This window comes from Pantoea sp. EEL5 (assembly GCF_049892805.1).
Classification (GTDB): domain Bacteria; phylum Pseudomonadota; class Gammaproteobacteria; order Enterobacterales; family Enterobacteriaceae; genus Pantoea; species Pantoea ananatis.
Genome location: NZ_JBNDNJ010000001.1, coordinates 2,257,674 through 2,278,912, shown reverse-complemented (window position 1 = coordinate 2,278,912; position 21,239 = coordinate 2,257,674). Strand labels below are relative to the sequence as shown.

The window sequence follows — 21,239 nt, the reverse complement described above, 5'->3', positions numbered from 1 at the left end:
AATTTAGGCTGAGGTGATTGTGCGCGATGTGGGTTTAGAAATAAAATTGATTTATTAGATTAATCTATGTGAGAAATCGATGAATTACTCTTTGCGTCAGCTACGCACCTTTGTTGCTGTAGCGCATTACGGCGGTTTTAGTCAGGCAGGGCAGGCTATTGGTCTGAGCCAGTCGGCCGTAAGCCACAGCATAAAAGAGCTGGAAAATGAAATTGGCGTTCGCCTGCTGGACAGGACGACGCGCGAAGTCGTGCTGACCGAGGCGGGCCAACAGCTGGCCTCCCGCATGGAAAGGCTGCTCGAAGAGATAAACACGACGCTGCTTGATATTCGCAGCTACGGTGAACAGCGCAGTGGCACGGTGCGAATCGCGGCCAGTCAGACCATCTCTGCGCACCTGATGCCGCAGTGCCTTGCTGCCAGCCAGCATAGCTATCCGGACATAAAAATCATTTTGCACGACCGCGTACAGCAGTGGGTGTTAGAAAGCGTCCGCAATGCTGAAGTGGATTTTGGCATCGTCATCGGACCGCTTAACGACACCGATTTTGACGGCTGCGCTATTCTGGATGAACCTTTTTTGCTGTTGTGTCGTGAGGACGATCCGCTTGCCGAGGTAGCACAGGCGCAGTGGTCTATGTTGGACGGCAGGACGATGGTGCTGCAGGATTACGCGTCAGGTAGCCGGGTATTAATTGATGCGGCTTTACGCCAGCAAAATATCAACGTTAATGTCGTTCAGGAGATCGGCCATCCCGCAACGCTGTTTCCTATGGTCGATGCCGGCATTGGGATTAGCATTTTACCGGCGCTAGCGTTACCGCTTCCGGCAGGACGGGCGCTGACGGTGCGCCGTCTTTATCCGGAGATCAATCGCACCCTGACTTTAATTAAGCGTAAAAATCGCTCATTAACGCCAGCGGCCGAAGCGATCTGGCAGGAGGTGCGTCAGCAGGCAAGATTGCTGACGCAACAACGCGAGTCAAGACCGGCGTTTTAGATATAGACATCGAGTTGATTGGTCTGCGTCGGGCGGTTAACGCCATCTGCAGATGCAGTATTACCTTCTTTTTGCGCCTGCTTTGCTTCAGCTTTCTGTTGCTCTTTGCGTTGTAACTGCTGGATTTGCGCTTCTAAAACCTGGATTTGTGCCTTAATCGTATCTTGCTGCTTCTTTTTCTGCTCTGTGGTCATCGTCTTATCGTCACCCAAACTTTTCAGTTGGTCGTTGAGACGAGAAATCTGCTTATTCAGGCTGGCGATTTGTGATGCGGTATCACTTGAGTTGGTTGTGTCTGATGAACTGCTGCTTCCGATACTCGGCGTGCTGGTTAATATCGTTGTCATTATGATCTCCTTGCAAATAGACGTTTTAGGTTATCGGACGCTTGCCGCAAAAGCTTAATGCCCCAAAATGTTAATTTTACGAAAAGATTCTTACAGTCTGGCGTCAGGACGGATAAATTTGGTGGGTCGTGCAGGATTGCCTCGGCCCGGTGGGCCTCGCCCTTCGGGTGATGCTGGCGCATCAGCCTGAACCGCTTTGCGATTCAGTCGAACCTGCGGCAGGTTCTCATCCTGCACTATAGACACTGGCGCACAGAAACGAAAAAAGCGCCTTCAGGCGCTTTTTTCTGAATTTGGTGGGTCGTGCAGGATTGCCTCGGCCTGGTGGGCCTCGCCCTGCGGGTGATGCTGGCGCATCAGCCTGAACCGCTTTGCGATTCAGTCGAACCTGCGGCAGGTTCTCATCCCGCACTATAGACACTGGCGCACAGAAACGAAAAAAGCGCCTGAAGGCGCTTTTTTCTGAATTTGGTGGGTCGTGCAGGATTGCCTCGGCCTGGTGGGCCTCGCCCTTCGGGTGATGCTGGCGCATCAGCCTGAATCGCTTTGCGATTCAGTCGAACCTGCAGCAGGTTCTCATCCCGCACGTTTTACGCACAGCAAAAAGGCGCCTTTAGGGCGCCTTTCAACATTGGTGGGTCGTGCAGGATTCGAACCTGCGACCAATTGATTAAAAGTCAACTGCTCTACCAACTGAGCTAACGACCCGAAGTGGTGGGTGATGACGGGTTCGAACCGCCGACCCCCTCCTTGTAAGGGAGATGCTCTACCAACTGAGCTAATCACCCACTTCGGTACTGCTTCACAAGAGTGTCATCTGACTAAGATATGGTGGGTGATGACGGGTTCGAACCGCCGACCCCCTCCTTGTAAGGGAGATGCTCTACCAACTGAGCTAATCACCCATATCTTATCTCTTGTCACTGCGGGCCACCTTAAACCTTCTTAAGAATGGTGGGTGATGACGGGTTCGAACCGCCGACCCCCTCCTTGTAAGGGAGATGCTCTACCAACTGAGCTAATCACCCCCGCTGTGTGGAGTCGCATTATAGGGATAGTTGATTTTGAGTCAACGCTTTTTAAAACATAATTGTGCGTTCGGTTTAATTTTAAACATCCCGCAGGGATTTTATCCAATGTGCTGGTTTTCTTAGCAGAAATACAGGCTTTGCTGCCGCTCTGCTGTCTTGCATGCATTGAGGATTCATCATCAGATGCTAGAATATGCGCACTGTTTTCGCGTCTAACCCGTTTTTTGTCATCCAGACAACGAACCTGCGCATTTAAGGCAATACTGAATGAAAATCAAAACTCGCTTCGCGCCAAGCCCTACCGGCTTCTTACACGTAGGTGGCGCTCGTACCGCACTCTACTCATGGCTCTTTGCCCGTCATCATCAGGGCGAGTTTGTACTGCGCATTGAAGATACCGATCTTGAGCGTTCTACACCGGAAGCCATCGAAGCTATTATGGATGGGATGAACTGGCTGAGCCTGGACTGGGATGAAGGCCCTTATTACCAGACCAAACGCTTCGACCGCTACAACGCCGTCATTGATGAAATGCAGGAAGCGGGTACTGCCTATAAATGTTACTGCTCGAAAGAACGTCTTGAAGCGCTGCGTGAAACGCAGATGGCCAACGGCGAAAAACCCCGCTATGACGGCCGCTGCCGTGACAGCCATGAGCATCATGCCGCTGATGAGCCGCATGTAGTGCGCTTCCGTAATCCACAGGAAGGCTCTGTTATTTTTGACGATCAGATTCGCGGTCCGATTGAGTTCAGTAACCAGGAGCTGGACGATCTGATCATCCGCCGTACCGATGGCTCACCGACTTACAACTTCTGCGTCGTGGTCGATGACTGGGACATGGGCATCACCCACGTTGTGCGCGGTGAAGACCACATCAACAACACACCGCGTCAGATCAATATCCTGAAGGCGATAGGCGCACAGGTACCGGTTTATGCCCACGTTTCGATGATTCTGGGTGACGACGGTAAGAAACTGTCTAAACGTCATGGTGCAGTAGGCGTGATGCAATACCGTGATGACGGCTATCTGCCAGAGGCGTTGCTTAACTATCTGGTACGTCTGGGCTGGTCACATGGCGATCAGGAAATTTTCTCTGTCAAAGAGATGACGGCGCTGTTTAGCCTGGATGCGGTCAGTAAATCGGCCAGCGCCTTTAATACCGAAAAACTGCAGTGGCTAAATCACCACTATATTAATGCGCTGCCGCCCGAGTACGTGGCAACCCATCTGCAGTGGCATATTGAACAGCAGAACATCGATACCCGCACTGGCCCGGAACTGGCAAAGTTGGTGACCTTGCTGGGCGAGCGCTGCAAGACGCTGAAAGAGATGGCGGCATCGTGTCACTATTTCTATCAGGATTTTTCAGAATTCGATGCCGATGCCGCGAAAAAGCATTTACGTCCAGTCGCGCGTCAGCCGCTGGAAGTGGTTCGCGACAAGCTGGTCGCATTGACTGACTGGAATGCAGAAACGGTGCATCAGGCTATTCAGCAGAGCGCGGATGAGCTGGGTGTGGGCATGGGCAAAGTCGGCATGCCGCTGCGCGTCGCCGTCACCGGCGCCGGTCAGTCTCCCGGACTGGATGTGACGGTGGAGGCCATTGGCCGTAACCGCAGCGTTGAGCGTATTGAAAAAGCACTGGCCTTTATTGCTGAGCGTGAAGCACAGAGCCAGTAACCGTTCTCTTCCACGAGAGGCGGCTTGCGCCCTGATGGTGTCAGAGCGCTTTCTGGCATTAACCGATGAAGGCCAGGCCGCGGGACGTGATTGTCTGAGACGAAAAAAAACCGGAAGCATCGCGCTTCCGGTTTTTTTATTGTTCGTGAATGCCCAGTCGGTCAAGCACACCTTTTATCCCTTCCCGCAAAATCAACGCCGTGAGCTGATCTTGCTCGTTCTGACTCATTTGCTGGACAGAACTTATCAATAACGCAGGTAATGAATTCGGTGGGGGAGTATAATTTGCCGTGGGTTCATTAAGGTTGCGCGTCGACTGAATGAAACTTTTCACGCGTTCATCAATATGAATCAATCTGGCTTTTCCGCCCTGAACGCCGGGTTTTGGCGTGGTCGTCCAGTTCTCGCGTTTGATCCATTTGTTCACCGTCTGCCGACTGTAGCCCGTTTCGATTGCCAGTTCTTCCGGAGTTAGCCATTCCTTTTTCACGATGCTGTCCCTGTTCAATACATTAGCCATACATATTACAGCAAATCGTAACGCGTGAAAGTAACAGGAAACGAAATTGCCTTTTGTCTCTCAACAAAAGGCAGGGGATTGTTTATTGCGCAGTGCTTGGCTGCTCGGCTGCGGGGCGGAAAGCGAGGAAGTAAGCCAGACCAACGAAAACGGCGCCGCCGACGGCGTTACCTAAGAATACCGCCACGAAGTTAGGCAAATATTCAGCCCAGCTCATCTGTCCGGCAAAGATCGCAGCAGGAATAATGAACATATTCGCCACAACGTGCTGGAAACCAATGGCCACAAACGCCATGACCGGGAACCACATCGCGAAAATTTTGCCGACCACATCTTTACTGGCGAAGGCCAGCCACACGGCAAGACATACCAGCCAGTTACAACCGATGCCAGAAATGAACGCATGCAGGAAATCGGCATGGACTTTGGCATTCGCAATCGCCAGCGTCTTTTTAAGGTAATCACCCTCGGTCATGGCCAGCATGTGGCCAAAGAACCAGGCGATAGCGATGCTGCCAAGGAAGTTGGCAATCGTTACCCAGAACCAGTTGCGTAATACGCTGTAGCCACTAATACGGCGTGCAAACCAGGCAACAGGCAACGTCATCATATTACCGGTTAACAGTTCACCACCGGCCAGAATGGTCAGGATCAATCCCACCGGGAACACCGCAGCCCCTAAGAAGCCGCCAAATGAGCCCCAGTCAGCAGGGAGAGAGTTAATGACATGAACATCCAGCAAGAAACCTGTAGCAATAAAGGCACCTGCCATGAAGCCAAGAATGATTAAGGAGCTAATGGAAGCATGGCTTTTTGCCACGCCAGCCTGAATCGCCAGCTGGGCGATCTCTTTGGGTGTATGCAGCGACATATATTCTCTATTGATTTTAGTATTGGAGCGAAAACGCCTGGTTGAAGAACGGTGCGCTGGAGAAAACCATGCAGCCGTATTAGATAGCGGGCTAAGTTTTACACGACATTACCGGGAAGACAAGATAATTCCCATAACATATTTAACCGTGAATTAACTTAACTACCGATAAAAACTTACTCTTCAACCAGGCTCCTTTCACGATGTTAACAAGGACAGGAGAGAAACAAACGCACGTCATCACGCTGAGTTTGCCGTCTTTTTCAGCGATCAAACACAGAATGTGATTTTGCCGTTGACACTCCATGGGGGGTTGCATATTATGCCGTCCGTCGCTTAACACGACGGTTTTTTCGGTTCGGGGCTATAGCTCAGCTGGGAGAGCGCTTGCATGGCATGCAAGAGGTCAGCGGTTCGATCCCGCTTAGCTCCACCAAACTTCTTCCCAAAAGTTTGGCACTGAAAAAATGATTTCCAGATGTGGGGGTATAGCTCAGCTGGGAGAGCGCTTGCATGGCATGCAAGAGGTCAGCGGTTCGATCCCGCTTATCTCCACCAAATCTCTGGCTTCTCAGCCTTTCTGATATTTCTCTTCGTCAATCCACACACAAGCGTATATAGCGTGCCTGTGCGATTTATCCTCTTTGACGTTATCTTTCTGCAACACAGCAGGCGTTTATCACCTGGCGTTGTGCCTGAATTCAGCCTAATTGTTGCGTCAGCCATCGACGGAAGTCATTAAGCTGTAGAATAAACGCCTCAGCCGTCGCCCGTGGTGCCTGACTTTCTGCGAAAAAGAAGGCCATTGCCGCTTCACGCCCCGGATAACGCGCAACGAACCGCTCAACGTGCTCCTCAAGGCTGCGCGGCCAGTCCGTGTCGCTATCTTTACGTAACATATTGGTGGCGCGAATCAGCTTTTTGGCAGCCGCGCGCTGAAGTGGCCGCTGCTGCCAGGGCTGGCTGGCGCGGGACAGACGCGTTGCATACTCGCTCAGCACCTCTGTGACATCGCGGTTTATCGCCCAGGCCAGCGCGCGGGATGGCCTGTAAAGCCCAAAAAGCACAGAGAGATCCTGGCCATAGAGACAACGGCAATGGTGCTTCAGCCAGAATCCCCAGGAAAGGCTGTTCTCCGGCGCGCGGGCCTCATCGAGCGTGCCGATATCAAAATCGACTTTACTCACTACCGGATGCTTTACGGCCAGCGCCTTTTTCAGAGCGGCCAGGCTGTTTTGCTGCGCCCGATCAGGTGAATGGCGGAATATCAGGCACAGGTCCAAATCAGATTCTTCCTCAACGGCGCTTCCCGACGCTACGCTGCCGTAAAGATAAACGCTGTGCAGGCTATCCCGATAGTCAGCGCTCAGGTGGGCCAGGGCATCGTCAATGACAGCCTGAAACGCGGGCTGAACGTCTGCAAAGGGCTGGGTAAGGATAAAACCCTGTGGATCCAGGCTCATAATGGCTCCTGTATGGCAAACACAGTCGATAACTGAACGATGCGGAGGTGCGTGGTAAACCGCGAGATCTTCCGCTCAGCAGACAAGGGCAGTATTTATCAGGGCGACAGATGGGGTCAACTTTCTTGCCCGGCACTCAGGTTCCGGCGGGCAAGGAGTTATGGATGGGAGGGTGACAAAAAAGGCGAGTCGTTTGACTCGCCTTAATGTGGGCAGAACGCGAACTCAGAATGCCAGTACCAGGCCTGCAATCGCCGCAGACAGCACGCTGACCAGCGTTGAGCCGTACAGCAGTTTCAGACCGAAGCGTGAAACCACGTTACCTTGCTCTTCGTTCAGTCCCTTGATGGCGCCAGCGACGATGCCGATAGACGAGAAGTTGGCGAATGAGACTAAGAATACTGACAGGATGCCCTCCGCGTTCGGTGACAGCTGACCGGCAATTTTCTGCAGATCCATCATGGCCACAAACTCGTTGGAAACCAGTTTGGTTGCCATGATGCTGCCGACCTGCAGGGCTTCACCTGATGGCACGCCCATCACCCACGCAAAGGGGTAGAAGACATAACCCAGCACGCCCTGGAAGGTCACGCCGAAGATGAAGTCAAACAGCGCGTTCAGGCCCGAAATCAGCGCGATAAAACCGATCAGCATGGCTGCAACGATGATGGCGACGCGGAAACCGGCAAGAATGTACTCGCCCAGCATTTCAAAGAAGCTCTGACCCTGATGCAGATCCTGCAGTTGCAGATCTTCTTCGCTGTCAACGCGGTAAGGGTTGATGAGCGACAGCACGATAAAGGTACTGAACATATTCAGCACCAGCGCAGCGACAACATACTTAGGTTGCAGCATGGTCATGTAAGCGCCCACGATAGACATGGAAACCGTCGACATCGCAGTGGCCGCCATGGTGTACATACGGCGTTGAGACATTTTGCCCAGAATATCTTTGTACGCGATAAAGTTCTCAGACTGTCCCAAAATCAGAGAGCTTACGGCGTTGAAAGATTCCAGTTTGCCCATGCCGTTGATCTTAGACAGCACGGTACCAATTCCACGGATGACCCATGGCAGGATGCGGAAGTGTTGAAGAATACCAATCAGGGCTGAGATGAACACGATGGGGCACAATACGTTCAGGAAGAAGAACGCCAGGCCTTTATCATTCATGTTACCGAACACGAAGTTGGTACCCTGAGCGGCATATTTCAGAAGATGATCGAAGAAACCGGCAAATCCTTTGACGAATCCCAGACCGGCTTCCGAGTTCAGGAAGAACCATGCCAGAACGATCTCGATAACCAGAAGCTGTACGATGTAGCGAACCCGAATACTTTTTCTGTCGTGGCTGACCAGCAGGGCCAGCACGCCAACGACCACTAGTGCTAAAAGAAACTGCAAAATATGGGACATGATTGCTCCAAATTTGAGGAGGATTGTATTTTGCTGCGTATTCTATGTAACGGCTTACCGAAAAACGAGATCTCCACCACAATATAAGTATTCAATATCGCCAATTTTCTCAGAATACTCTCACCGATCACGCCCTGTAACCAAATTGTTCACATCATATTCACTTAAACCTATTGTCTGTAATTTAAACAACACGTAGAGTAGGGGAATTGCGCCTGACCTTGAGGCTTTCTGCACCTCCAATTTATAGCAATGGCTATACTTTATAGCACTATCTATTACACTGATTACTAAAACCGCATTTCACTTGCACCTGTGTCGCTTTAAGCTGCACAGGTAAACCAACGACAGGGTAGCCAATATGTTTGAAAGCCGTGCCGCCGAGCGCGCCGCTCGCGGAGCAAGAAAAGTGAAACTCGCCCTGTTGGGGCCCGCCTTTATCGCCGCTATCGGGTATATCGATCCGGGCAACTTTGCGACCAATATCCAGGCGGGTGCTGCTTACGGTTACCAGCTCCTTTGGGTCGTGGTATGGGCCAATATCATGGCGATGCTTATCCAGTTGATGTCAGCCAAATTGGGCATTGCGACGGGCAAAAACCTCGCGGAACACATCCGCGATCGTTTTCCCCGTCCGGCGGTGTGGTTCTATTGGGTACAGGCGGAGATCATCGCGATGGCGACCGATCTCGCAGAATTTATCGGTGCCGCTCTGGGCTTTAAACTGCTGCTGGGTGTGTCCCTGATGCAGGGCGCTGTGCTTACCGGCGTGGCCACCGTGCTTATTTTGATGCTGCAAAACCGTGGGCAGAAGCCGCTGGAGCTGGTGATTGGTGGCCTGCTGCTGTTTGTGGCGGCAGCGTACATAGTGGAGCTGTTTTTCTCCCAGCCCAAGGTCAGTGAACTGGTGACAGGTATGGCGCTGCCGTCTCTGCCCAACGCGGATGCGGTCTTTCTGGCCGCGGGTGTGCTGGGCGCCACCATTATGCCGCACGTGATTTATCTGCATTCTGCATTGACCCAGGGAAAAAGCAGTGACAGTCAGGCCCGGCGCTATTCATCCACCAAGCTTGATGTCGCCATTGCCATGACCATTGCGGGATTTGTCAATCTGGCGATGATGGCCACGGCCGCTGCCGCCTTCCATTTTAGCGGCCACAGCGGGATTGCCGAGCTCGATCAGGCTTACACCACGTTGCAGCCGTTACTGGGCCACGCTGCCGCCACGGTATTTGGCTTAAGCCTGGTCGCGGCGGGGCTGTCTTCTACCGTGGTGGGCACCCTGGCCGGACAGGTGGTCATGCAGGGATTTATAAAATTCTATATTCCGCTGTGGGTGCGACGCGCAGTAACCATGGTGCCTTCGTTTATTGTGATCTGGGCCGGCTGGGATCCTACGCGCGTGTTAGTCATGAGTCAGGTGTTGCTGAGCTTTGGTATCGCGCTGGCTCTCATTCCGCTGCTGGCCTTCACCGGCAACCGTGAGCTGATGGGCGAGGCATTGGTCAATTCACGGCTGATGCAAAACACCGGCCGCGTCATCGTGGTGCTGGTGGTGAGTCTTAACGCCTATCTGCTGATCGGCCAGATGATGGGAATGTAATGCCGCTGCCTGGCAACCCGTCAGGCAGCCCATATTTAGCTTTTAAAGCCTGTTGCCTTGAGCTTTATCCGTATCCGTTTATATTTTCTTCTGTCTTGTTGATTCAGGAGCGGAACGATGCGGACACCGGATTATCCTTCAGAAGACCAGCCAAAATGGGCTGCGGTCGACGACTACTTTTCTCAGCAACTTATTCCTGCCGATAGCCATTTTCAAGCCGCGCTTGTCGCTAACCGTCAGGCGGGGCTGCCTGCTCACGATGTTTCTGCCCTGCAAGGCAAGATGCTCGGGCTGTTTATCAAAATGATTAATGCCTCACGCGTGCTGGAAATTGGCACGCTGGGAGGTTACAGCACCCTCTGGATGGCTCAGGCGCTGGGTGCGGAAGGTAAAATTACCACTCTCGAAGCTGACAGCCATCATGCGCAGGTTGCCAGGCAGAACATCCACCGTGCAGGGCTGGCCGAACGTGTCGATCTGCGTCTCGGTGCAGCACTGGACGTGCTGCCTCAACTGCAGGGGCCGTTCGACCTGATCTTTATTGATGCGGATAAGCGAAACAATCCGCACTACCTGCGTTGGGCAGTCACTCTGGCGCGCCCCGGCACGGTCATTATTGCCGACAACGTTGTACGAGGCGGGGCGGTAACAGAGGGGACGTCCACAGACTGCAACGTGCAGGGCGTGCGTGAATTTTTCCAACTGCTTGCCAGCGATCCCCGGCTGGACGCGACGGCGATTCAAACCGTAGGCGAAAAGGGCTGGGATGGCTTTGTCATGGCCAGAGTGAAGTAGAGCTGGCACTATCACCTCAGGTGGCCTGCCAACCCGTACGGGCTAACAGGCGCGCTTTAGCGATAGCGTTCAGGATAGCGATGGTGTTCGCGGCGTTCAGCGTGCCAGTGGCGATGCTCATGCTCCCAGCGATGTTGTCTGTCGCGTGCGTGCCAGCGGCGTTCGCGTTCCCACTGTTGATGACGTCGCCACGCTTCGTGTCGCCACCAGCGACGCTCTTTATAAGCATAGCGATCGTTAAACCAGCGCGGCTCACGCCAGTGGTGACCGTCCCAGTAATAACCTCGGCGATCGCGATCGCCCAGATGAAGCGTTACGCCGGGCGCGAGACGCACGGATGTATCTGAGGCCTGAGCGGTGTGCATTGCCAGCGGCATTAACATGGCTACAACGGCAGCCAGTAAGATTCCACGTATCATGATTTTCTCCTGACGGCAGCGTGTCTCCGCTGCTGATACGCTATTTTGTCGGTATCAGGCCGGAGAAACCTGTGGAAGCCGTCTGAAAAACCGTTAAAGCTCAAGGTTTGAGAGTTTTCTGGCGCAGCCGCCTGGCGAACCAGGCGGTGCGGTTACAGCAGCGCGGACTCAATTGCGGCCAGTTCATCATCCCTGAGGGGCGCCTGACTCAGCATCTGTAGGGCATCATCGATTTGCGCCGTTTTACTCGCGCCTATCAGTACCGAGGTAATGCGGGGATCGCGCAGTACCCACGTCAGCGCCATCTGTGCCAGCTTCTGGCCGCGCTGTTGCGCAATAGCATTAAGCCTGCGAACTTTTTCCATCTTTTCGTCGGTAAGCTGGCTTTCGTTCAGGAATTTGCTGCCGCTGGCAACGCGAGAATCCTGCGGGATGCCCTGCAAATAGCGATCGGTCAGCACGCCACCCGCCAGCGGCGAGAACGCAATACAGCCTGCTCCATGCGCATCCAGCGTCTGAAGTAATCCCTGCTCCGGTGTACGTTCAAAGAGCGAATAACGAGGCTGATGGATCAGGCACGGCGTGCCCAGATCGCGCAGAATCGCCATCGCGTCGGCCGCCCGTTCCGCGGGATAGTTTGAAATCGCCGCATACAGCGCTTTACCCTGCCTGACCACATGATCCAGCGCCCGCATGGTTTCTTCTAGCGGCGTGTCCGGATCCGGACGGTGGTGATAGAAGATATCGACATATTCCAGCCCCATCCGACGCAGGCTCTGGTCCAGGCTCGCGACCAGATATTTTCGGGAGCCCCAGTCGCCATAAGGACCTTCCCACATGGTGTAACCGGCTTTGGTCGAAATAATCAGTTCATCGCGATGAGCCTGAAAATCTTCACGCATGATGCGGCCAAAATTGACTTCGGCGGAGCCGGGAGGCGGGCCGTAGTTATTCGCCAGGTCGAAATGCGTAATGCCGTGGTCAAACGCGTGGCGCAGCAGTTGGCGGCTCACGTCCAGTTGCGTGTTGTCGCCAAAGTTATGCCACAGGCCCAGTGAAATCGCGGGAAGTTTCAGGCCGCTGCGCCCACTGCGACGCCACTGCATATGCTGATATCGGTCCGGATGAGGGAAAGCTGTCATAGTAAGGTCCTGAGTAAAAAACAATTAAATGTGCCAAAACCGCCTCAGTGTATACGCTTACACTCAGTATTAATTCGTGTGAAGTCGCATATTCACGGAATAATGCACGGTCGTAACGCGGGCTTGCCATGCAATGCATCGGCTAAATTTGCTGCCATTCTCGCCAAATTTTCGCCATGTCAGATACTTATCAGAACAATCCCCCTCAAAGGAATTCGCTATGTCCGATTTTACGGTTGGTGATTATCTGTTGGCTCGCTTACAGGAGTGCGGCGTCAGGCATTTGTTCGGCGTACCGGGTGACTACAATCTGCAGTTTCTGGACCGCGTTATTGCGCACCCGGATATTGGCTGGGTGGGATGCGCCAATGAGCTGAACGCCGCTTACGCCGCAGACGGCTACGCGCGTTGCACGGGCGCAGCCGCCTTGCTGACCACCTTTGGCGTGGGAGAACTCAGCGCCATTAATGGTCTGGCAGGCAGCTTTGCCGAATACCTGCCGGTCATCCACATCGTGGGCGCGCCATCAAGCCAGGCGATGCAGCAGGGGGATTGTGTGCATCATACGCTGGGAGATGGGGACTTCGGCCACTTCATCCGAATGGCGAAGGAGGTCAGCGCCGCAACGGCAGCGTTGACGGCTGACAATGCCACGGCTGAAATCGACAGGGTTATACTGACTGCGCTTCAGCAGCATCGTCCGGGCTATTTAATGCTGCCGGTTGACGTTGCACAGCGGCAAACCTCTGCGCCTGATCAGCCGCTAATGCCCACTACCGCGTCGTCTGATGAGGTGCGCATCGCATTTCAGCAGGCGGCAGAGCGGTTGCTGGCACCTGCGAAGCGGGTTTCGCTGCTCGCCGATTTTCTTGCCCAGCGCTGGCAACAGCAGCCGGCGCTGGCGGCCTTACGGGCAGGACGTGCGTTTCCCTGTGCCACGTTGTTAATGGGTAAAGGTGTACTGGATGAACAGCAGCCGGGCTTTGTCGGAACCTATGCCGGCGAAGGCAGTGAAGGTGACGTGCGGCAGCAAATTGAAGAGGTGGACGTGACGATTTGTGCTGGCGTGCGGTTTACCGACACCATTACGGCGGGTTTTACGCAGCAGTTCAGTCAGGCACGACTTATCGATATTCAGCCGCACAGCGCGAGCGTAGCGGGACAGACGTTTGCCCCGTTGTCGATGGCAGAGGCATTGCAGGCGCTGCTGCCTGTCTTCGAACGCCTGGGGGCAGGCTGGCAGGCCGCCTGTGCGCCACGGGCGGCAGAGCCGGTTTCCGACGCCGCCCTTATCAGCCAGTCTGCTTTTTGGCAGGCGATGCAGGAGTTTCTGCAGCCTGGCGATATTATTCTGGCGGATCAGGGAACGGCGGCATTTGGTGCCGCATCTCTGCGGTTGCCCGTTGGGGCACAGCTTTTAGTGCAGCCGCTCTGGGGCTCTATCGGCTATACGTTACCCGCCGCGTTTGGTGCGCAAACGGCCTGTCCCGGGCAGCGCGTTATCCTGATTATTGGCGACGGTTCGGCCCAGTTGACCATCCAGGAGTTAGGATCCATGCTGCGAGATCAACAGCATCCCCTCATTTTTCTGCTAAACAATGAAGGCTATACTGTGGAGCGGGCGATTCATGGCGCCGCGCAACGTTATAATGATATTGCCCAATGGAACTGGACAGCGCTGCCGCAGGCGATGAGCCTGGAATGCCAGGCGCAGAGTTGGCGCATCAGTGAAACCGTGCAGCTCCAGGCGCTGATGGCGCAGCTCACACAGCAGCGCAGGCTGTCGTTTATTGAAGTGGTGATGCAAAAAGATGACCTGCCGCCGTTATTGCGCAAAGTCTCAGCCTGCCTGAGCCAGCGCAACGGCGGTTGAGATTCGGAAAGTTGCCTCTGTGCAGGCCAGCCTAACGCGGTTAGGCTGTTGCACACACGAGTCAGACGCTCACCAATAACTTCGGTGAGCGTTGTTGTTTTATCGGCAGGATTTTATAGTGTCCTCCAACTCTTTAAGACCCCCAAGCGGAGCACCAGAAGAATGACAACTTATGCCTTGGTCGGCGATGTCGGCGGCACCAATGCCCGTCTCGCTTTGTGTGAGGTGGAAAACGGCAGCATCTCCCAGGCCAAAACATTCGCAACATCAGACTACGACAGCCTCGAAGCCGTCATCCGCCACTATCTTGATGAACAAAAGCAGGATATCAAAGACGGTTGTATCGCCATTGCCTGCCCGATTACCGATGACTGGGTTGAGATGACCAACCACGACTGGGCATTTTCGACCAAAAAGCTGAAAGAAAACATCGGTTTTGAACACCTGGAAATTATTAACGACTTCACCGCGGTTTCCATGGCCATCCCTATGCTGGGTGCGGAACATGTCATTCAGTTTGGTGGCAAAGAGCCGATCAAGGATAAGCCTGTGGCCATTTACGGCGCGGGTACCGGGCTGGGCGTGAGTCATCTGGTCCATGTTGATAAGCGTTGGGTCAGTCTGCCCGGCGAAGGCGGCCACGTTGACTTTGCGGCCAACAGCGAAGAAGAAGATCAAATCCTCGAAGTGTTGCGGGAAGAGCTAGGCCATGTGTCGGCCGAGCGCGTTCTGTCCGGCGCGGGGCTGGTCAATCTTTATCGGGCGATTGTGAAAGTCGATCATCGTGTACCCGAAAATCTCAAGCCCAAAGAAGTGAGTGAGCGTGCGCTTGCTGACAGCTGCACCGACTGCCGTCGTGCACTGTCGCTGTTCTGCGTGATTATGGGACGTTTCGGCGGTAACCTGGCCCTGAACCTTGGCACCTTCGGTGGAGTGTACATCGCGGGCGGTATCGTGCCGCGCTTCCTGGAGTTCTTCAAATCGTCGGGCTTCCGGGCGGCCTTCGAAGACAAAGGGCGCTTTCGCGATTATGTCGCCACGATTCCGGTCTATATGATCACCCACGATCAACCCGGATTATTAGGCGCTGGCGCGCACCTGCGCCAAACGCTGGGCCGCATTATCTAATGCCTGCCGTTGCCCTTCCCGGTGGGAAGGGCTGTGTCCATTCCGCCCTTCCCCTACAAGCGCATGAGCAGCCGGAAGGTTTTGACCTTGCTACGACTGACCGGCACCTGAAAATCCTTGTCCCTTAGCTTCAGCAGATAAGTATTATTGAACCAGGGTTCAATCTCTCTGATCTTATTCAGGTTGACGCAGTACGAGCGGTGACAGCGAAAGAATTGCTGTTCAGGCAGGCGTGCGCAAAATTCGCTGATGTTCATCGACATCACGTAATCTTCGCGGCGCGTATACACGAAGGTTAATTTTTCGTGGGCTTCAACGTAGTAAATATCGTTTACGTCGGTCACGATGATGCGCTCATCTTTGATCAGGTTAACCGTGAGGGCATGTTGCGCACTCGGTGCCTGGGTAATCGTATGCTGCTGTTGCCAGCTGGCTTCCAGCTTGTTGAGCATCGTGATAATACGTGACTCATGATAGGGCTTGAGAATATAGTCAAATGCTTCCAGCTCAAAGGCCTCGACCGCATGCTCTTTCCAGGCGGTAATAAAGACAATGAGCGGCTTGTGAACGAACTGATGGATATTCTGCGCCAGTAACATGCCATCCAGAGACGGGATATTAATGTCGAGAAAGATCACATCAACCCGGTGCTGTTGCAGATATTTCAGCACGTCGAGTCCGTCATCAAAGCAGGCTTCAATGTCAATTTTACTGTGCTGCTGAATCATCCAGCTCAGCTCTTGCTGGGCAAGGAATTCATCCTCTACGATGATGGCTTTCATGCAAGATTCCTCACCAGTGGCTGTCCGTTTTTGCCCAGCGTAAAGGCAATCTCTGTGCCGGGTTGATGACGCACGATATGCAGCCCCTGGCCCGAAAGCAATTTGACCCGGTGATGCACGTTTAACAGACCGATTTTATTGCCCGGCATGTCGTTGCGCGCGACCTTGTCGATCACCTCATCGCTAATGCCTTGTCCTGTATCCCGCACGGCAATGCGGACCTTGTCGCCCAAATCGCGCACGCTCAGCGTGACCACGCCTTTGCCTTTACAGGGTTGAATGCCATGCACGATGGCGTTTTCGACCAACGGCTGAATCAGCAGGCTGGGCAGCGAGAAATGCAAATCCTCATCCACGTCATAAATCATCGTCAGCTTGTCGCCGAAGCGAGCCTGTTCAATGGCGATGTAATCCTTTACCTGCCACAGCTCTTTTTTAATATCGATCAGCTCATCGTCATTCAGTTCGAGGTTGTAACGCAGATAACGCGATAAGTTAATGACCAACTGACGCGCCGTATCCGGATTAAGGCGGATAGAAGATGAAATCGCATTGAGCGCATTAAACAGGAAATGCGGATTTATTTTACTCTGGAGCGCACGCAGTTCCGCTTTATTGGCCATCTCTCGCAGCTGCTCGGTGCGGGAAACTTCAAGCTGGGTGGAGATAATCTGCGACAGGCCCACGGCCATCTCTTTTAGTGAACCCGTGATACGGTACGCACGGCGATAGTAGATTTTTAAGGTGCCGGTAACCTGTCCTTTTTCCCGCAGTGGAATGACGATCATTGAATGAATGTCTTTTGTCCGATGGGCTTCATCATTGTTTTTAATGATGATTTTTCCGCTGTGAATCGCCTGAGCCGTGGTGGGGCTGATACCGTCATCGCCGTGCTGATAGTTGTGCTCGCCATAGCCAACATAGGCCAAAATCTTCTGTTTATTGGTCATGGCGACGGCATCCGCTTTGATTTCCCGCCGGATAATATCGCAAATGTTGCGAAGTGAATCGCTGTTCACCTGCCTGAAGAGCGGCAGCGTCTGGTTAGCAATATCCAGCGCCAGCTTGGCCTGACGCGCTGCAATGGCCTCTTTCTCGCCCTCTACGCTCTGCACCAGCAACACGATTAAGCCAATGCTGGAGGCACCGAGAATCATCGGCAGGGCGATTTCAGACACAATCGCCAGCCCCAGCGCGACAGGTTTGGCCCATAGCACAATCAGCAGCATCGTCAGACTTTCACAAAACATACCGCCCAGAATCCCCACCAACCAGCGCCGTTCGCGCTGCACCCGACGGTTGATTCCCCCCGCGACGATCCCGGCTATGATGCTGGTGATCAGGCAAGGCACAGAGGTAACGCCATGAACATCAATCAGAAAGCGGTGCAGGCCGGCAATCACGCCTGTGGCAATTCCCACCCAGGGGCCAAAGAGAATGCCGCCCGCCATCACCGCAATCACCCGCACGTTAAGCAGTGATCCCTCCACGTTAACGCCTGACCAGGTACTGAATAGGGCGAACAGGGAAAAAATCGCAATGACGGCGGCTTTTTCCAGCGAGGTATGCTCATCCTTTTGTAACAGCTGACGAAAAGGCCGGGTTCGCGTCAAAAAAAACAGGCAGATCAGCATCAGCGCGGCGCGATCAAAGACGGCGAGGAGCATGTTAAAGTGTGAAGTCACAGGCGACTCTTCAGCTATGTTAAAGAACGCCATGATAAAAAATGTGATGATGATGCGCCAGCATGCCTGACGGTCAGCGCGGCTGTTCATGTTTTAGATCAATTTATCTAAAACAGGGAAAAGCGGAAATGTTGAGTGCATTAAAGGGGAACAGATTATTCCTCGCTGAATTTGGGGCAGGGCGCGGACGCCTGACAAGGTGATTCGCGCCGTTATCCTCGTTTAAGCCCTCGCTCGGGAGTAGAGTATGCAGGTAATGACTTCACGTTTGACGCTAACGACATTACGTCCTGAAGACTGGCAACTGTTCAGGGCTGTGCATGAAGATCGCGATACGATGAAGTGGGTGAGTGACATTCCCGACGAAGATGATATCCGCGAACGTTTCACCCAACGTCTGGCACCCTGGCAGGTGGGCAGCTTTCACATGTTGTGTCTGGTCGTCAGGCGGCGCGATAGCGGAGAGGCCATTGGCCTACTGGGCTGCACGCCGGAGTGGCAGCCTGCCCGCCAGGCCGAGATCGGCTACATGCTGCTGCATCGCCACTGCGGCCAGGGCTTTGGCAGTGAAGCCCTGGAGGCACTGTGTGAGTGTTTGTTTGATGCTGATTTCCTCAAACTCAAGGCGATGGTGGTAGAGGGGAACTGGGCATCACGTCGGATTCTGGAAAAAAATGGCTTCACGCTACAGCGCACACTACAACATAATTATCTGTTAAATGACCGCTGGGTGAATGACTGGCTGCTTGAGCGGCTCCATCCGCAAATATAAAAAATTTTCTGCTCCTATCGACAAAGTTGTTATTGGCACGTTATGTTCTTGTTGTGGTCACCGCAGTGACCAGCGTCGCTCGGACGGTCCGGGCGCTAACGTTTTCCAGAGGATATCATGGCTGATAACAGCACAACCCGTCGTTTCTCACGCATAGAACGCCTGCCGCCTTACGTATTTAACATCACCGCTGAACTGAAGATGGCTGCGCGTCGGCGCGGTGAAGACATCATTGATCTTTCAATGGGTAATCCTGATGGGGCGACGCCGCCTCATATCGTAGAAAAACTGTGCCAGGTGGCTCAACGCGAAGATACGCACGGTTACTCGACGTCGCGGGGAATTCCTCGTCTGCGCCGCGCGATTTCACGCTGGTATGAAGAGCGTTATCAGGTTGATATCGATCCGGAATCTGAAGCTATCGTCACGATTGGCTCCAAAGAAGGCCTGGCCCACCTGATGCTGGCAACGCTCGATCACGGCGACACGGTGCTGGTGCCTAACCCCAGTTATCCTATTCATATCTACGGCGCAGTGATCGCCGGTGCCCAGGTGCGTTCTGTACCGCTGGTGGAAGGCATTGATTTTTTCAATGAGCTGGAGCGTGCCATCCGGGAAAGCTATCCTAAACCTAAGATGATGGTACTGGGCTTTCCCTCGAATCCGACGTCTCAATGCGTTGAACTGGACTTTTTCGAACGCGTGATTGCGCTGGCGAAGCAGTATAACGTCCTGGTGATCCACGATCTGGCTTATGCCGATATCGTTTATGACGGCTGGAAAGCGCCTTCTATCATGCAGGTGCCGGGTGCACGCGATGTGGCAGTCGAATTCTTTACCCTGTCTAAAAGCTACAACATGGCAGGCTGGCGCATTGGCTTTATGGTCGGGAACAAAGAACTGGTCGCTGCGCTGGCACGTATCAAGAGCTATCACGATTACGGGACTTTTACGCCCTTGCAGGTGGCGGCGATTGCGGCGCTGGAAGGCGATCAGCAATGCGTGCGTGATATTGCCGAGCAATATAAACGCCGTCGCGATGTGCTGGTAAAAGGGCTCCACGAAGCGGGCTGGATGGTTGATATCCCTAAAGCCTCTATGTACGTGTGGGCAAAAATACCTGACCACTACGCTCATCTCGGTTCACTGGAATTTGCCAAGCATATGCTGCAGGAGGCGAAAGTCTGCGTCTCGCCAGGCGTGGGATTTGGTGATTACGGTGACACGCATGTCCGCTTTGCGCTGATTGAAAACAGCGATCGTATTCGTCAGGCAGTAAGAGGGATTAAAGCGATGTTTCGTGCTGACGGCATTCTGCCAGGCAGCGTGAAAAGCATGGAAGAACAAATATAGTACGCCACTGGGGCGACCGTCTGTCGCCCCCTACGGACTGCTTGCAAAAACTACAGCATCAGCACAAAGGTGCCGACCCAAAGCAGTACGAAGAAAGAAATTCCCATCAATGCATATTTCACACACGAACTCCTCTGAGCGGTTACGATATTGGCGATCCCGATCCAGCGCAACGCGGACAGAAGGGATAAGGCCGCCGTTCAGGTCAACGGTCAACGGTTTCCCGGACGAACTGAATAACTCAGTACAGGATCGGGGCTAATCTACGCGTATTCAGACCGAAAAGAAATAGTTTGGTTCTGAGAGTTTGTTCACATTTTTTACTGAGTGTTAATTTCCGGAACGGCGGACATCCCGACACGTAACTGGGCCAGATTCGGCTGCCCTTTATCCAGCACAATTTTCACCGGCAAGCGCTGAACGATCTTAGTGTAGTTGCCGGTCGCATTGTCGGGAGAAATCGCCGAGAATGTCGCGCCCGTCGCGGGTGCAATGCTGTCAACATGGCCGGTAAAGACCTGATCGGGTAACGCATCCACTTTGATGCGCACGGGTTGCCCGGGGCGAACATCTTTCAACTGCGTTTCCAGATAGTTGGCTGTGATATAGGTTTGCTGCAGCGGTACAACCGCCAGCAGACGCGTGCCAGCGGAAACCCAGGCCCCCAGCCGCACCGTACGCTGTCCCACCATGCCTGCCACCGGCGCCACAATACGGGTGTAGGAAAGATTCAGACGTGCCTGATCGACGTTGGCTTTCGCCGCGGCGACATCGGCCTGTGACGACCTGACGGCCGCCTGCAATACGCCAACCTGCTTAATGGCGGCAGCCAGCGCCGCTTCGCTCTGGCGCACCGTGGCCGTGGCCGAACGCTGTGCAGAACTGGCTTTTTGCTGCTCGTCTGCGGCCACCGTACCGCTTTTATAAAGGCGGTTATAACGTTCAGCACTCTGACCGGCATACTGAGCCGTGGCCTGGCTGGCCGCGACGCTGGCCTTTTGCTGCGCAATAACTGACTGCTGTTGCTCCAGCTGTGCCTGGCTGCTCAACAGTTTGGCTTCACTGACCTGCAAATCAGCTTCGGCGCTTTCAAGCGCCACGCGATAATCGCGATCGTCCAGCGTGGCTAAGCGTTCGCCCGCCGCCACCTGCTGGTTATCCTTCACGTCGATATGGGCGACATAGCCGGACACTTTTGGCGCGACGATGGTGTAATCAGCATTCACCCAGGCATCATTAGTACGATGATCGTTACGGGTCATGACCGCCCAGACAGCCAGCGCCATCGCCAGTAAAACCAGCAGCAGCAGTGAAAGCAGCAGGTTTTTTCTCATTACTAAAGCACGCATATTC

19 protein-coding genes, 6 tRNA genes and 3 other RNA genes are annotated in these 21,239 nt (G+C 53.8%); 10 read left to right on the top strand and 18 right to left on the bottom strand.

Going from position 1 to position 21,239, the window contains the following annotated elements; all coding sequences use genetic code 11:
- Positions 1-79 precede the first annotated feature (79 nt).
- The gene (locus tag ACPXSQ_RS10725) at positions 80-1,000 is read left to right on the top strand and encodes a LysR family transcriptional regulator (protein WP_014605313.1); all 921 of its coding nucleotides are present in this window, start codon (positions 80-82) and stop codon (positions 998-1,000) included.
- Here ACPXSQ_RS10725 and ACPXSQ_RS10720 read toward each other — a convergent pair.
- The 8 genes from ACPXSQ_RS10720 to ACPXSQ_RS10685 form a co-directional block, all read right to left on the bottom strand.
- Complete coding sequence (locus ACPXSQ_RS10720) at positions 997-1,347, bottom strand: FlxA-like family protein (protein ID WP_013026633.1); 351 nt, start codon at positions 1,345-1,347, stop codon at positions 997-999. The two genes, ACPXSQ_RS10725 and ACPXSQ_RS10720, sit on opposite strands and share 4 nt — an antisense overlap.
- A gap of 119 nt (positions 1,348-1,466) precedes the next feature.
- A non-coding RNA gene (locus ACPXSQ_RS10715) (RtT sRNA) lies at positions 1,467-1,598 on the bottom strand.
- A gap of 43 nt (positions 1,599-1,641) precedes the next feature.
- A non-coding RNA gene (locus ACPXSQ_RS10710) (RtT sRNA) lies at positions 1,642-1,773 on the bottom strand.
- A 43-nt stretch (positions 1,774-1,816) separates the two neighbouring features.
- A non-coding RNA gene (locus ACPXSQ_RS10705) (RtT sRNA) lies at positions 1,817-1,948 on the bottom strand.
- 31 nt (positions 1,949-1,979) lie between these two features.
- Positions 1,980-2,055: transfer RNA gene (locus ACPXSQ_RS10700), tRNA-Lys, on the bottom strand.
- 4 nt (positions 2,056-2,059) lie between these two features.
- Positions 2,060-2,135 (bottom strand) — tRNA-Val (locus ACPXSQ_RS10695).
- A gap of 41 nt (positions 2,136-2,176) precedes the next feature.
- Positions 2,177-2,252, bottom strand: a tRNA-Val gene (locus ACPXSQ_RS10690).
- A gap of 47 nt (positions 2,253-2,299) precedes the next feature.
- Positions 2,300-2,375 (bottom strand) — tRNA-Val (locus ACPXSQ_RS10685).
- A gap of 270 nt (positions 2,376-2,645) precedes the next feature.
- Between ACPXSQ_RS10685 and gltX the strand changes: the two genes are divergently transcribed.
- On the top strand, positions 2,646-4,064 hold the full coding sequence (gene gltX / locus ACPXSQ_RS10680) for a glutamate--tRNA ligase (protein WP_426143654.1): 1,419 nt from the start codon (positions 2,646-2,648) through the stop codon (positions 4,062-4,064).
- 136 nt (positions 4,065-4,200) lie between these two features.
- On the opposite strand, the gene ACPXSQ_RS10675 is transcribed toward gltX, so the two are convergent.
- The gene (locus ACPXSQ_RS10675; RefSeq protein ID WP_024471562.1) at positions 4,201-4,554 is read right to left on the bottom strand and encodes a YfeC-like transcriptional regulator; all 354 of its coding nucleotides are present in this window, start codon (positions 4,552-4,554) and stop codon (positions 4,201-4,203) included.
- A gap of 112 nt (positions 4,555-4,666) precedes the next feature.
- Positions 4,667-5,455 (bottom strand): formate/nitrite transporter family protein, encoded by a 789-nt coding sequence (locus tag ACPXSQ_RS10670; protein ID WP_013026630.1) that lies wholly within the window; start codon positions 5,453-5,455, stop codon positions 4,667-4,669.
- A 360-nt stretch (positions 5,456-5,815) separates the two neighbouring features.
- On the opposite strand from ACPXSQ_RS10670, the gene ACPXSQ_RS10665 reads away from it, so the two are divergent.
- A tRNA-Ala gene (locus tag ACPXSQ_RS10665) sits at positions 5,816-5,891 on the top strand.
- A 46-nt stretch (positions 5,892-5,937) separates the two neighbouring features.
- Positions 5,938-6,013, top strand: a tRNA-Ala gene (locus ACPXSQ_RS10660).
- A 143-nt stretch (positions 6,014-6,156) separates the two neighbouring features.
- On the opposite strand, the gene ACPXSQ_RS10655 is transcribed toward ACPXSQ_RS10660, so the two are convergent.
- A complete protein-coding gene (locus ACPXSQ_RS10655; RefSeq protein ID WP_105082234.1) occupies positions 6,157-6,918 on the bottom strand; it encodes a nucleotidyltransferase domain-containing protein in 762 nt (253 codons plus the stop codon).
- 225 nt (positions 6,919-7,143) lie between these two features.
- Complete coding sequence (locus tag ACPXSQ_RS10650) at positions 7,144-8,334, bottom strand: NupC/NupG family nucleoside CNT transporter (RefSeq protein ID WP_014594244.1); 1,191 nt, start codon at positions 8,332-8,334, stop codon at positions 7,144-7,146.
- 361 nt (positions 8,335-8,695) lie between these two features.
- Here ACPXSQ_RS10650 and ACPXSQ_RS10645 point away from each other — a divergent pair, with 361 nt between their 5' ends.
- Both ACPXSQ_RS10645 and ACPXSQ_RS10640 read left to right on the top strand, forming a co-directional pair.
- Positions 8,696-9,937 (top strand): Nramp family divalent metal transporter, encoded by a 1,242-nt coding sequence (locus ACPXSQ_RS10645; protein WP_013026627.1) that lies wholly within the window; start codon positions 8,696-8,698, stop codon positions 9,935-9,937.
- A gap of 117 nt (positions 9,938-10,054) precedes the next feature.
- The gene (locus tag ACPXSQ_RS10640; RefSeq protein WP_019106046.1) at positions 10,055-10,732 is read left to right on the top strand and encodes an O-methyltransferase; all 678 of its coding nucleotides are present in this window, start codon (positions 10,055-10,057) and stop codon (positions 10,730-10,732) included.
- A gap of 56 nt (positions 10,733-10,788) precedes the next feature.
- Here the strand turns inward: ACPXSQ_RS10640 and ACPXSQ_RS10635 are convergent, their stop codons facing one another.
- A complete protein-coding gene (locus tag ACPXSQ_RS10635) occupies positions 10,789-11,151 on the bottom strand; it encodes a DUF2502 domain-containing protein (protein WP_064374160.1) in 363 nt (120 codons plus the stop codon).
- A 152-nt stretch (positions 11,152-11,303) separates the two neighbouring features.
- Entirely contained in the window at positions 11,304-12,293 is a 990-nt protein-coding gene (gene mgrA, locus ACPXSQ_RS10630) for an L-glyceraldehyde 3-phosphate reductase (protein ID WP_014594242.1), read from the bottom strand.
- Between the two features lie 220 nt (positions 12,294-12,513).
- Between mgrA and ACPXSQ_RS10625 the strand changes: the two genes are divergently transcribed.
- Positions 12,514-14,166 (top strand): thiamine pyrophosphate-binding protein, encoded by a 1,653-nt coding sequence (locus ACPXSQ_RS10625; RefSeq protein WP_029569052.1) that lies wholly within the window; start codon positions 12,514-12,516, stop codon positions 14,164-14,166.
- 162 nt (positions 14,167-14,328) lie between these two features.
- A complete protein-coding gene (gene glk / locus ACPXSQ_RS10620; RefSeq protein WP_014594240.1) occupies positions 14,329-15,294 on the top strand; it encodes a glucokinase in 966 nt (321 codons plus the stop codon).
- A 53-nt stretch (positions 15,295-15,347) separates the two neighbouring features.
- On the opposite strand, the gene ACPXSQ_RS10615 is transcribed toward glk, so the two are convergent.
- Together ACPXSQ_RS10615 and ACPXSQ_RS10610 are read right to left on the bottom strand one after the other, a co-directional pair.
- Positions 15,348-16,076, bottom strand: coding sequence for a LytR/AlgR family response regulator transcription factor (locus ACPXSQ_RS10615; RefSeq protein ID WP_013026621.1), 729 nt, complete (start codon positions 16,074-16,076; stop codon positions 15,348-15,350).
- The gene (locus ACPXSQ_RS10610; protein ID WP_426143804.1) at positions 16,073-17,743 is read right to left on the bottom strand and encodes a LytS/YhcK type 5TM receptor domain-containing protein; all 1,671 of its coding nucleotides are present in this window, start codon (positions 17,741-17,743) and stop codon (positions 16,073-16,075) included. Before ACPXSQ_RS10610 ends, ACPXSQ_RS10615 begins: the two co-directional genes overlap by 4 nt.
- Positions 17,744-18,008: 265 nt before the next feature.
- On the opposite strand from ACPXSQ_RS10610, the gene ACPXSQ_RS10605 reads away from it, so the two are divergent.
- A complete protein-coding gene (locus ACPXSQ_RS10605; protein WP_013026619.1) occupies positions 18,009-18,533 on the top strand; it encodes a GNAT family N-acetyltransferase in 525 nt (174 codons plus the stop codon).
- A 117-nt stretch (positions 18,534-18,650) separates the two neighbouring features.
- The gene (gene alaC, locus ACPXSQ_RS10600; protein WP_013026618.1) at positions 18,651-19,886 is read left to right on the top strand and encodes an alanine transaminase; all 1,236 of its coding nucleotides are present in this window, start codon (positions 18,651-18,653) and stop codon (positions 19,884-19,886) included.
- Between the two features lie 50 nt (positions 19,887-19,936).
- On the opposite strand, the gene ypdK is transcribed toward alaC, so the two are convergent.
- Both ypdK and ACPXSQ_RS10590 read right to left on the bottom strand, forming a co-directional pair.
- Positions 19,937-20,008 carry a membrane protein YpdK gene (ypdK, locus tag ACPXSQ_RS10595; protein ID WP_006120362.1) on the bottom strand — a complete coding sequence of 24 codons (72 nt, stop codon included), beginning with the start codon at positions 20,006-20,008 and terminating at the stop codon, positions 19,937-19,939.
- A gap of 198 nt (positions 20,009-20,206) precedes the next feature.
- Positions 20,207-21,235: an HlyD family secretion protein gene (locus tag ACPXSQ_RS10590; protein ID WP_013026616.1), complete on the bottom strand. Its 1,029-nt coding sequence runs from the start codon at positions 21,233-21,235 to the stop codon at positions 20,207-20,209.
- Positions 21,236-21,239: the final 4 nt, after the last annotated feature.

Coding starts and splice junctions, on each gene's coding strand:
- ACPXSQ_RS10725 (WP_014605313.1), top strand. CDS start 80: ATGAATTACTCTTTGCGTCAGCTACGCACCTTTGTTGCTGTAGCGCAT.
- ACPXSQ_RS10720 (WP_013026633.1), bottom strand. CDS start 1,347: ATGACAACGATATTAACCAGCACGCCGAGTATCGGAAGCAGCAGTTCA.
- gltX (WP_426143654.1), top strand. CDS start 2,646: ATGAAAATCAAAACTCGCTTCGCGCCAAGCCCTACCGGCTTCTTACAC.
- ACPXSQ_RS10670 (WP_013026630.1), bottom strand. CDS start 5,455: ATGTCGCTGCATACACCCAAAGAGATCGCCCAGCTGGCGATTCAGGCT.
- ACPXSQ_RS10655 (WP_105082234.1), bottom strand. CDS start 6,918: ATGAGCCTGGATCCACAGGGTTTTATCCTTACCCAGCCCTTTGCAGAC.
- ACPXSQ_RS10650 (WP_014594244.1), bottom strand. CDS start 8,334: ATGTCCCATATTTTGCAGTTTCTTTTAGCACTAGTGGTCGTTGGCGTG.
- ACPXSQ_RS10645 (WP_013026627.1), top strand. CDS start 8,696: ATGTTTGAAAGCCGTGCCGCCGAGCGCGCCGCTCGCGGAGCAAGAAAA.
- ACPXSQ_RS10640 (WP_019106046.1), top strand. CDS start 10,055: ATGCGGACACCGGATTATCCTTCAGAAGACCAGCCAAAATGGGCTGCG.
- ACPXSQ_RS10635 (WP_064374160.1), bottom strand. CDS start 11,151: ATGATACGTGGAATCTTACTGGCTGCCGTTGTAGCCATGTTAATGCCG.
- mgrA (WP_014594242.1), bottom strand. CDS start 12,293: ATGACAGCTTTCCCTCATCCGGACCGATATCAGCATATGCAGTGGCGT.
- ACPXSQ_RS10625 (WP_029569052.1), top strand. CDS start 12,514: ATGTCCGATTTTACGGTTGGTGATTATCTGTTGGCTCGCTTACAGGAG.
- glk (WP_014594240.1), top strand. CDS start 14,329: ATGACAACTTATGCCTTGGTCGGCGATGTCGGCGGCACCAATGCCCGT.
- ACPXSQ_RS10615 (WP_013026621.1), bottom strand. CDS start 16,076: ATGAAAGCCATCATCGTAGAGGATGAATTCCTTGCCCAGCAAGAGCTG.
- ACPXSQ_RS10610 (WP_426143804.1), bottom strand. CDS start 17,743: ATGCTCCTCGCCGTCTTTGATCGCGCCGCGCTGATGCTGATCTGCCTG.
- ACPXSQ_RS10605 (WP_013026619.1), top strand. CDS start 18,009: ATGCAGGTAATGACTTCACGTTTGACGCTAACGACATTACGTCCTGAA.
- alaC (WP_013026618.1), top strand. CDS start 18,651: ATGGCTGATAACAGCACAACCCGTCGTTTCTCACGCATAGAACGCCTG.
- ACPXSQ_RS10590 (WP_013026616.1), bottom strand. CDS start 21,235: ATGCGTGCTTTAGTAATGAGAAAAAACCTGCTGCTTTCACTGCTGCTG.